7 protein-coding genes and 1 CRISPR repeat array are annotated in these 8694 nt (G+C 44.8%); all 7 genes read left to right on the top strand.

What is annotated here, in order from left to right:
* Positions 1-378: 378 nt before the first annotated feature.
* The 7 genes from HZA10_08770 to HZA10_08800 all read left to right on the top strand — a co-directional run bounded on the left by HZA10_08770 (position 379) and on the right by HZA10_08800 (position 8329).
* Positions 379-606, top strand: coding sequence for a DUF433 domain-containing protein (locus tag HZA10_08770; protein MBI5196401.1), 228 nt, complete (start codon positions 379-381; stop codon positions 604-606).
* A gap of 6 nt (positions 607-612) precedes the next feature.
* Positions 613-975, top strand: coding sequence for a DUF5615 family PIN-like protein (locus HZA10_08775; GenBank protein MBI5196402.1), 363 nt, complete (start codon positions 613-615; stop codon positions 973-975).
* Between the two features lie 36 nt (positions 976-1011).
* On the top strand, positions 1012-2397 hold the full coding sequence (locus HZA10_08780) for an aspartate ammonia-lyase (GenBank protein MBI5196403.1): 1386 nt from the start codon (positions 1012-1014) through the stop codon (positions 2395-2397).
* 465 nt (positions 2398-2862) lie between these two features.
* Complete coding sequence (locus HZA10_08785) at positions 2863-4887, top strand: diguanylate cyclase (GenBank protein MBI5196404.1); 2025 nt, start codon at positions 2863-2865, stop codon at positions 4885-4887.
* Positions 4888-5016: 129 nt separating this feature from the next.
* Positions 5017-5682: a succinate dehydrogenase cytochrome b subunit gene (locus HZA10_08790; GenBank protein MBI5196405.1), complete on the top strand. Its 666-nt coding sequence runs from the start codon at positions 5017-5019 to the stop codon at positions 5680-5682.
* Entirely contained in the window at positions 5679-7589 is a 1911-nt protein-coding gene (locus HZA10_08795; GenBank protein ID MBI5196406.1) for a fumarate reductase/succinate dehydrogenase flavoprotein subunit, read from the top strand. Before HZA10_08790 ends, HZA10_08795 begins: the two co-directional genes overlap by 4 nt.
* A complete protein-coding gene (locus HZA10_08800; protein MBI5196407.1) occupies positions 7586-8329 on the top strand; it encodes a succinate dehydrogenase/fumarate reductase iron-sulfur subunit in 744 nt (247 codons plus the stop codon). The genes HZA10_08795 and HZA10_08800 overlap by 4 nt, the downstream gene beginning before the upstream one ends.
* 62 nt (positions 8330-8391) lie before the next feature.
* Positions 8392-8691: direct repeats of the CRISPR family, unit length 32 nt; unit sequence ATTTCAATCCACGCGCCCGCGTGGGGCGCGAC.
* The last annotated feature ends 3 nt before the right edge of the window (positions 8692-8694 follow it).

Below are 8694 nucleotides of genomic sequence, written 5' to 3' on the forward strand. Positions count from 1 at the left end.
CTGTTGTATCAGTGTTTTTTTGTTTTGGCACAGTACGTATTTATCATTCAATTGTATTTACACACTTACACAGGTATTTTTATTCTGATAAATTGTATAAAAATATAGAAAAAGAAATACCTTCAGAAAATATATCAAGTTTTGCAAGAGATTTTGTCCCCGGCATTATTTATTGGATTATTGGATTTTCCTGTTTAATAGCCGTATATTTTCAATAATGATTTACACTTCGCTAAACACATTGCAAAAGACTTACATCCAAACCCTTCGGGTTTCTTTTGCAACAGAAAAGTTAACCGCTCATTGCAGGCAGAGTAGAGGAGAAGTTAAAGGTTGCATGTTATGATATAATTAAATGTATTAAAGAGGAGGCAAAGCATGAACTGGAGAGATAGAATAACTGTAGATACACTTGTATGTCATGGGAAAGCCTGTATTAAAGGGACGCGTATAATGGTTTCAGTTATACTGGATAATTTAGCAGAAGGCAGCAGCGAAAATGAAATTTTGAAAAGCTATCCATCGCTAAGTCCCGAAGATATTAAGGCAGCCATTGCCTATGCGGCTGAACTATCCCGTGAAAGACTGGTATCTGTGACAGCATAGGGGAATATGTACTTCAAGATAGACGAAAACCTCCCTATTGAGATTTCTGAAATGCTTACTAATGACGGACATGATGCAAAAACCGTAAATGAGCAAAGATTACAGGGCGTTAAAGATCCAGTGCTTATAGATGTATGTAAGAGTGAAAATCGTGTTCTTGTTACTTTAGATACTGATTTTTCTGACATTAGAGCATATCCACCGCATGAGTTTTCTGGAATTATTGTTTTAAGGGTTGGCAGTCAATCAAAACAGCATGTCACAAAAGTATTTCAGAGTATTTTATCTCTTATTGGCAGTGAACCGCTAAAACAACATTTGTGGATTGTAGAGGAATCAAGAATCCGCATTCGCGGCAAAGATGATTAATTGTTAAAATTGTTTGTAGAATAACCCGGAGGTTATATTTTGAGAATTGAAAAAGACACTCTCGGTAAAGTGAAACTGCCTGATAAAGCCTATTACGGCGCACAGACCAAAAGGGCTCAGGATAATTTTAAAGTAAGCGGACTGCGGCTTCCGCGCTGGTTCATAAGGGCGCAGGGAATCATTAAACTCGCCGCTGTCCGCACCAACAGCTCCTTGGGATTAATTAATAAAAAGCTCCTTAACGCGATTGAAAAGGCTGCCGCCGAGGTTATTGAAGGGCTGCACGACAGCCAGTTCATAGTTGATGTTTATCAGGCAGGCGCCGGCACCTCTCAGAATATGAACGCCAATGAGGTAATTGCAAACAGGGCACTTGAACTGCTCGGCGCTAAAAGAGGCAATTACAAAATTATCCATCCCAATGACCACATCAACATGGCGCAGTCAACCAATGACACAATACCGACTGCAATTTATATTTCCGCATTTGAATCAGTCAAAGAATCTCTGCTTCCGGCGCTGAACGGGCTGTACAAAGAGCTGTCAAAAAAATCAAGGGAGTTCAAAAAGGTCGTCAAGTCCGGCAGGACGCACCTGCAGGATGCAGTGCCTATGACCCTCGGTCAGGAATTCAGCGGTTTTGCAGAGTCAGTAAGAAATGATATTCGGAGAATACAAAATGCATCCGCGTCCCTCCTCAATCTGCCCATAGGCGGCAATGCCGTCGGCACTGGGATAAATGCACATCCGAAATTCAAAAACCGCATTGTAAAAGAGATAGCAAAACTTACCGGCATAAAATTCAGGAGCGCCGCAAACACCTTTGAGGGCATACAAAACGTATATCCCGCGCTTGAACTGAGCGCATCGCTCAGGGGCGTTTCAGTGACCCTCACAAAAATAGCCAATGACATCCGCCTTTTGAGCTCAGGACCCCGCACAGGATTTGCAGAAATAATCCTGCCTGCGGTCCAGCCCGGCTCTTCAATAATGCCCGGAAAAATAAATCCCGTGATGGCCGAAATGCTTAATATGGTCTGTTTTCAGGTTATTGGATGCGATGCCACGATTGCCTGCGCAGTCCAGGCGTCACAGCTTGAGCTTAATGTTATGAAGCCTGTGATAGCCCACAACCTGCTTTTTTCAATTGACATACTTTCAAATGCCGTTAATGCCTTCAATGAGAAGTGTTTTAAAGGCATAACGGCAAACAAGGTAAGGTGCAGGGAATATGCGGAGACAAGCACTGCCCTTGCAACCGCCCTTAATCCCATAATCGGCTATGCGTCAGCCGCTGAAATTGCCAAAGAGGCGTATAAAACGGGAAAGACCGTGAAACAGGTTGTGATTGAAAAAGGGATTTTAAAGAAAGCAGAAGCAGAACGTATCCTTGACCCTTATAAACTTACCGGGCTAAGTTAATATCAGTTTTTACAAAATCAGATAATGTCTCATAAAGGCAATTCTTAACAGGCTGTTGAAAAGTCCATTCTTACTAAAAAAATGTCATACCCCGATTTAATCGGGGTATCCAGTTACATAATAAAAAATACTGGATTCCCGTTTTTACGGGGATGACGACCAAATGCATGAAAACAGTTTTTCAACTGCCTGTTAATCTCTGTATTTTATCTGCAACACAATATAAGTAGCCATAATACTCTGATTTATTTTACTTGTAAAAATTAACTGGATTTGTTATATAAAAGTTTACCCTGTAAACAATAAATAACAGCTTAATTATTATAGAAAATAACTGTCTTTATTGGTGTAAAATTTATCAACAGTGGTGACCAAAAGCTTGACAGACAGCTTATTATGTGTTAATGTAAAAGCACTAACACCAGGGCATTCAGCACTAATTTTCCGCAGAGGAAACGGGGGGTTATGAAAAAAGCTCCATCTATTAAACAGCTACTTTCCTCTGATGATTGCAAAGAATTTCTCTTGTTGCTTTCAAACATCACGGAATTCTCCATAAGCGTCTATAATTCAGACGGCGCCCTGATATATTCAACAAAAGAAAATCCTGCATGCGAAGTCATAAAATCATGTTCTGGAACCGGCTCAGGATGTCCGGCATCCTGCATTCAATCAATCATGGAATCCCTGAAACTAAATGAACCGTTGGTCTCTAAGTGCTCCTTCAGGATAATGAATTTTTCAGTCCCCATAGAATACATCGGGGGAAAAATTGCAATTGCAGGCAGGGGAAACTTTGCCTCATACGAGGATTTTCTTGAATTCTTGAAGATCGCATGCAACAGAAACATTCAAATCAACGCCCCTCTCAGTTTTGTTGACAAAGCCCGCGTAAAAGAAATTGCTGAATATATCTACAAATCAGTAAACTGCCTGTTAAACAACCTCAAGGAAAAAACCGGGCTTACTGAAAAGCTCGGCAGACTGTCAGCGGTATTTGACACCGGCGCTTTTGATAAATTTCCCAAAAATACCGATCTTACCTGCCGGTACATTTTAGACGCAATTGAGTTTGTAATCGGGACTACTTCATCTGCAATAATACTGAAAGACATCCGGACCTCAGGATTTAACGCAATATACAGCAAAGGCCCGCACAGTGTTAATCTTATGAATATTAACCTTGCCTCTGATAATTCGCTTGTTCGCAGGCTCTCCGGCGCAAAGCCGGCGGTTTTAAGCCTCGCGCTTAAAGACCTCGCCGGCGAAGCAGGGAAGTTCCTTGCGGAGAAACAAATTCAAGGGCTTGAATCCGTTCATATTTTCCCGATCTTTATTTCAGGTGAAATGGAAGGAATGATATGTATATTTGACAAAGAACTTTCCCATGAAAACATGAAAATCATCAATGCCTTCAGAAACCACGCTAAAGTTGCATTTGAAAATAATATCCTCAGGCTCGCAATCCACGGGAAACGGGATGAAATGCTGGATTCCATTACAGACAGCGCTGAGGCTATTGCCTCTGTCACTGAATGGGGCCGCCTGATGGAAACCATCATGGAGAAATCCACTCAAATTCTCAAGGCAGAACAAGGCTCACTAATGCTTTTAAACTACGCCACCTTAGAACTGTTAGTTGAGGCAAAAAAGGGAATAGACAATATTCTGGCAAAAAAAATTAAAATTAAAAAAGGCGAAGGCATTGCCGGCAAGGTGTTTGAAACCGGCAAACCGATGCTGGTGCAGGATGTTGAGAGCGACCCGAGGCTGAATCAGAAAAACAAGCCGCGCTATAAAACAAAATCATTTTTAAGCGTTCCGCTGAAAATTGAAGACAGGGTAACGGGCGTACTTAATATATCCGATAAGATAATGGGCGGAGTATTCAATGAAAACGACCTGAGGCTCCTGCAGCCGCTTGTGACTAACGCCGCAATTGCAATTGAAAGAAATCTGCTGTACAAACAAAGCGAAGAGCTGAAAAAATTGTCAATAACCGACCCTTTAACCGGAGCGCTTAACCGGCGTTTTCTGGACCAGAGGCTTACCGAAGAGATTTCACGTTTTAACAGATACAAACAGCCGTTCAGTCTTTTCATGCTTGATATTGACAGATTTAAAAAATATAATGACACCTACGGACATATTGCAACTGATAAGGTCCTCAAATTTTTAGCAACTACCATTACAACTACTCTGCGTTCAATGGATATTGCGGCAAGATTCGGCGGGGATGAATTCATGGTCCTTCTTCCGCAAACCCAGAAGGTTGACGCAATATACATCGCAGAAAGACTGAGAGAACAAATTGAACTGTCTCCCATACTTCAAGACGCAGAACTGCCTCCCAATAAGTTGACCATCAGCATAGGGCTGATTACCTGCCCTGACGATGCTGCGGCGGACATACCGGTGCTCCTGGAAAAAGTGGATCAGGCGCTTTACCTTGCCAAAAAAAGCGGCGGCAACAGATTGGTGCACCTGTAACGCATTTTTAAACTGAACCCCTCAGTCTCCCTGTGTATTTTTCCAAAAAAAGTTGTAAAATATTTCATCTGCCGGCTGAATAAAAATGCATGACAAAAAATTTATTTCATGAAAGGCATTGAACTGGAAATGCAATTTTTCAAAAACACCACCGGCAGAAAAATTGTGATGGCCATTACGGGTATTTTAATGGTCATATTCGTCATTGCGCATCTGATGGGAAATATCTCCGTTTTTGCAGGACCGGGCGGCATCAATGCATATGCCGCAAAACTTCACAGCCTCGGTTTGTTTGTGTGGGCATACCGTTTTATAATGTTCTCGGCGCTTTCACTTCATGTTTTTTTCGGCATTCGGATTACTCTTGAAAACTATGCCGCAAAGCCTGATGCTTATGCGGTCAGAAAAAATCTCCGCTCTACTTTTGCATCAAGGACTATGATATGGACAGGTCTTGCAATTGCGGCCTATCTTATTTTTCATCTTCTGCATTTCACCTTCCATGCCGTTTTTCCCGTTAAAAACATTGCTTCATCAGGAAGGCCTGATGTGTTCAGGATGCTTGTGCTGAGTTTTCAGAATTTCTTTATTTCATCTGTTTACATAGCGGCAATGGCCGCAACAGCTTTACATCTGGCTCATGGAATACAAAGTTCTTTTCAAACGCTTGGAATAAACAACGAACGGACCTTCCCGGTTGTTATAAAGTCCGGAATGTTAGCGGCTATAATTATTTTTTTAGGGTATATTGCAATACCGGTTTTTATTCTTGCGGGAGTGTTAAGGTTCCTATGATTCTTGACGGAAAATGTCCCTCAGGGCCTCTTGCTGAAAAGTGGGACAGGCGGCGCCATGAATTAAAACTCATAAGCCCTGCCAACAGGAGAGGATATAAAATCATTATAGCCGGGATGGGGCTTGCAGGCGCATCTGCCGCCGCGGCGCTCGGAGAGCTTGGATATAATGTTGAGGCCTTTTGCCTGCAGGACAGTCCCCGGCGGGGACACAGCATTGCAGCTCAGGGCGGCATCAATGCCGCAAAGAATTATCCGAACGACGGGGACAGCATCCTCCGTCTTTTCTACGACACAATCAAAGGCGGCGACTTCAGGGCGCGCGAGGCAAACGTATACAGATTGGCTATGCTCAGCAATAATATCATTGACCAGTGCGTTGCTCAGGGCGTCCCCTTTGCGCGCGACTATGCCGGCTATCTTGAAAACCGCTCATTCGGAGGGGCGCAGGTCTCGCGCACCTTTTACGCAAGAGGGCAGACAGGACAGCAATTACTGCTCGGAGCCTACGGAGCTCTTTCACTCCAGATAAAAGCAAGAACCGTCACTCTTCATCCCCGCAAAGAAATGCTGGACCTCGTGGTTATTGACGGCAAGGCAAAAGGGATTACCGTGCGCGACATGGTAACCGGAGAGATTAAATGTTTTGAGGCTGATGCAGTCTGTATCTGCACCGGAGGTTATTCAAATATTTTTTACCTTTCCACAAATGCAATGAGTTCAAACGTCACTGCGGCATACCGCGCCTTCAAAAAAGGGGCGTTTTTTGCAAACCCCTGCTTTATGCAGATTCATCCAACATGCATTCCCGCGTCAGGGGACCGTCAGTCAAAGCTTACGCTTATGTCAGAATCCCTTAGAAATGACGGCAGGATCTGGGCGCCTAAGAATAAAGGGGACAGGCGCGCGCCGCATGAAATCCCTGAACACGAACGCGATTACTTTCTTGAACGCATGTATCCTGCATACGGGAACCTCGCGCCGCGCGATATAGCCTCACGCACGGTTAAAGAGATTTGCGACAATGGATTCGGCGCAGGCGGCGGCAGAGGCGTTTATCTTGATTTTGCAGATGCGATTAAACGCTCGGGCCGTGATAAAATCCGTGAAAGATACGGCAACCTTTTTGAGATGTATGAAAAAATCACAGGAGAAAATGCCTATAACCAGCCTATGCGCATATACCCGGCGCCCCATTACACCATGGGCGGGCTGTGGGTGGACTATAATCTGCAAAGCAGCATACCCGGACTATTTGTGCTCGGCGAGGCTAATTTTTCAGACCACGGCGCTAACCGGCTCGGCGCAAGCGCGCTTATGCAGGGGCTTGCAGACGGCTATTTCATAATCCCTTACACAATATCAGACTACCTTGCTGAGACAGCGCCGGGAAAAGTTAACGCAGAACATTCTGAATTTAAAAAATCCAGGGATGACGCTGAAAGTTATATAAAAAAACTCCTTTCAGTTAAAGGACGGAAAACAGCATCCGAATTCCACCGTGAACTCGGCAGGATACTTTGGGATAATGTCGGGATGGTGCGCAGCGAGGAAGGACTTAAGAAAGCCCTTCAATTAATTCCTCCGCTCCGCGCAGAATTCAGGCAAAACGTGAAAATTACCGGCAGCGGCAGCGAATTAAATCAGGAACTGGAAAGGGCGGGGCGTATCGCGGATTTTCTTGAATTCGGAGAGCTGATGGCGCGCGACGCCCTTCACCGCAGGGAATCCTGCGGGGCGCATTTCCGCATTGAGCATCAGACGCAGGACGGCGGGGCAAGGCGCAACGATGAGAATTTCTGCTACACTGCCGCATGGGAATTTAAAGGCGTTGACAGAGAGCCGGAGCTTCACAAGGAACCGCTGAAGTTTGAAAATGTAGAACTTGCGGCAAGGAGTTATAAGTGAACCTTACATTATTTGTCTGGCGGCAAAAAGGCCCTGATGAACAGGGCCGGCTTGAGCGGCACGAGGCAAAAAACATAAGCCCTGAGATGTCATTCCTTGAGATGCTGGATGCGGTTAATGAGAATCTCGTTAAAAATGGAAAAGAGCCTATCGCCTTTGACCATGACTGCCGCGAAGGCATTTGCGGTTCATGCTCGCAGGTTATTAACGGTGTGCCTCACGGGCCTAAGGAAAAGACAACGGTCTGCCAGCTTCACATGAGGCATTTTAAAGATGGCGATGCAATATACATTGAACCCCTGCGGGCAAAGGCATTCCCTGTAATTAAGGATTTAATCGTTGACCGCGGGGCGCTTGACCGCATTATTCAGTCCGGCGGTTATATATCCGTACATACAGGCGGAGTCCCTGACGCCAATGCCGTCCTTATTCCGAAAGAGGCTGCTGAAGCTGCAATGGATGCCGCTGAATGCATCGGTTGCGGCGCATGTGTTGCCGCCTGTCCTAATGGTTCTGCAATGCTTTTTACCGCTGCAAAGGTAACGCATCTTGCAATGCTTCCGCAAGGGCGAATTGAGTCTGCACGGCGCGTGTGCATGATGACAGAGTCAATGCTGAATGAAGGCTTCGGCAATTGCAGCAACCACTACGAATGTCAGGCTGCCTGCCCGAAAGGCATCAAAGTGCAGTTCATAGCCAAACTGAATAGGGAATTTTTAAAGGCAGTATTTAAAAACTAATACGTATTTTGCCCGCGCGGGGCGCGACGTTTTATCTTTGTGATTAGCTTCAAGCAGGCAATATTTCAATCCACGCGCCCGCGCGGGGCGCGACCCATCCAATATTCATGCAATGATTTATATTCACGGTATTTCAATCCACGCGCCCGCGTGGGGCGCGACTACTCTATTTTTGCTTTGAGTTGCTTTATATTGGAATTTCAATCCACGCGCCCGCGTGGGGCGCGACAACCCCAAATCAAATAGCTATTTGTGCATTAACTATTTCAATCCACGCGCCCGCGTGGGGCGCGACTCGTTAAGTCCCAAAATTAAAATCATGAACAATGCATTTCAATCCACGCGCCCGCGTGGGGCGCGACCAA

The sequence above is a fragment of the Nitrospirota bacterium genome (assembly GCA_016212185.1).
Classification (GTDB): Bacteria; Nitrospirota; Thermodesulfovibrionia; order UBA6902; family DSMQ01; genus JACRGX01.

Excerpts from the sequence above, each read along its gene's own strand:
- HZA10_08770 (MBI5196401.1), top strand. The coding sequence starts at position 379 with ATGAACTGGAGAGATAGAATAACTGTAGATACACTTGTATGTCATGGG.
- HZA10_08775 (MBI5196402.1), top strand. The coding sequence starts at position 613 with ATGTACTTCAAGATAGACGAAAACCTCCCTATTGAGATTTCTGAAATG.
- HZA10_08785 (MBI5196404.1), top strand. The coding sequence starts at position 2,863 with ATGAAAAAAGCTCCATCTATTAAACAGCTACTTTCCTCTGATGATTGC.
- HZA10_08790 (MBI5196405.1), top strand. The coding sequence starts at position 5,017 with ATGCAATTTTTCAAAAACACCACCGGCAGAAAAATTGTGATGGCCATT.
- HZA10_08795 (MBI5196406.1), top strand. The coding sequence starts at position 5,679 with ATGATTCTTGACGGAAAATGTCCCTCAGGGCCTCTTGCTGAAAAGTGG.